Consider the following 394-nt stretch of genomic DNA (forward strand, 5'->3'; position numbering starts at 1 on the left):
TTTTTTAATAACTTAACCTGTGCTTTAACACTTGACTTACCTAAACTTAAAAAAACATAATTATTAATTTCAGTCTTATTATTTACTTCAGATATTAATTTCTCTAATTTATGTTCAAATTCCATTGTTTCCTCCTTATTTTTATATATTTGTCCTATTTCCATTAATTTATATCATAGTATTTAAAATAAAACCAGGCCATGTAAGGCCTGGTTTTAAATTTTACCCAAAATTATGAAGTTTAAATATTATTTTTCTTCATTATTTTTGTTTTTACGACGTCTGCCAACTAAGAATAATCCTCCAAGCGCAGCGAATAATGAACCAAATAATGTGGCATTATTTTGAGCATCATTACCAGTATCTGGTAACTCTTTATTATTTGGTTTATCTG

1 protein-coding gene is annotated in these 394 nt (G+C 26.1%); it reads right to left on the minus strand.

What is annotated here, in order from left to right:
- Positions 1-248 precede the first annotated feature (248 nt).
- The coding region (locus tag HMPREF3265_RS13115; RefSeq protein ID WP_083327734.1) for an LPXTG cell wall anchor domain-containing protein at positions 249-394 on the minus strand (146 nt) is incomplete at its 5' end.

The organism is Staphylococcus sp. HMSC62B09, from assembly GCF_001839115.1.
In the GTDB taxonomy this organism is placed as follows: Bacteria; Bacillota; Bacilli; order Staphylococcales; family Staphylococcaceae; genus Staphylococcus; species Staphylococcus haemolyticus.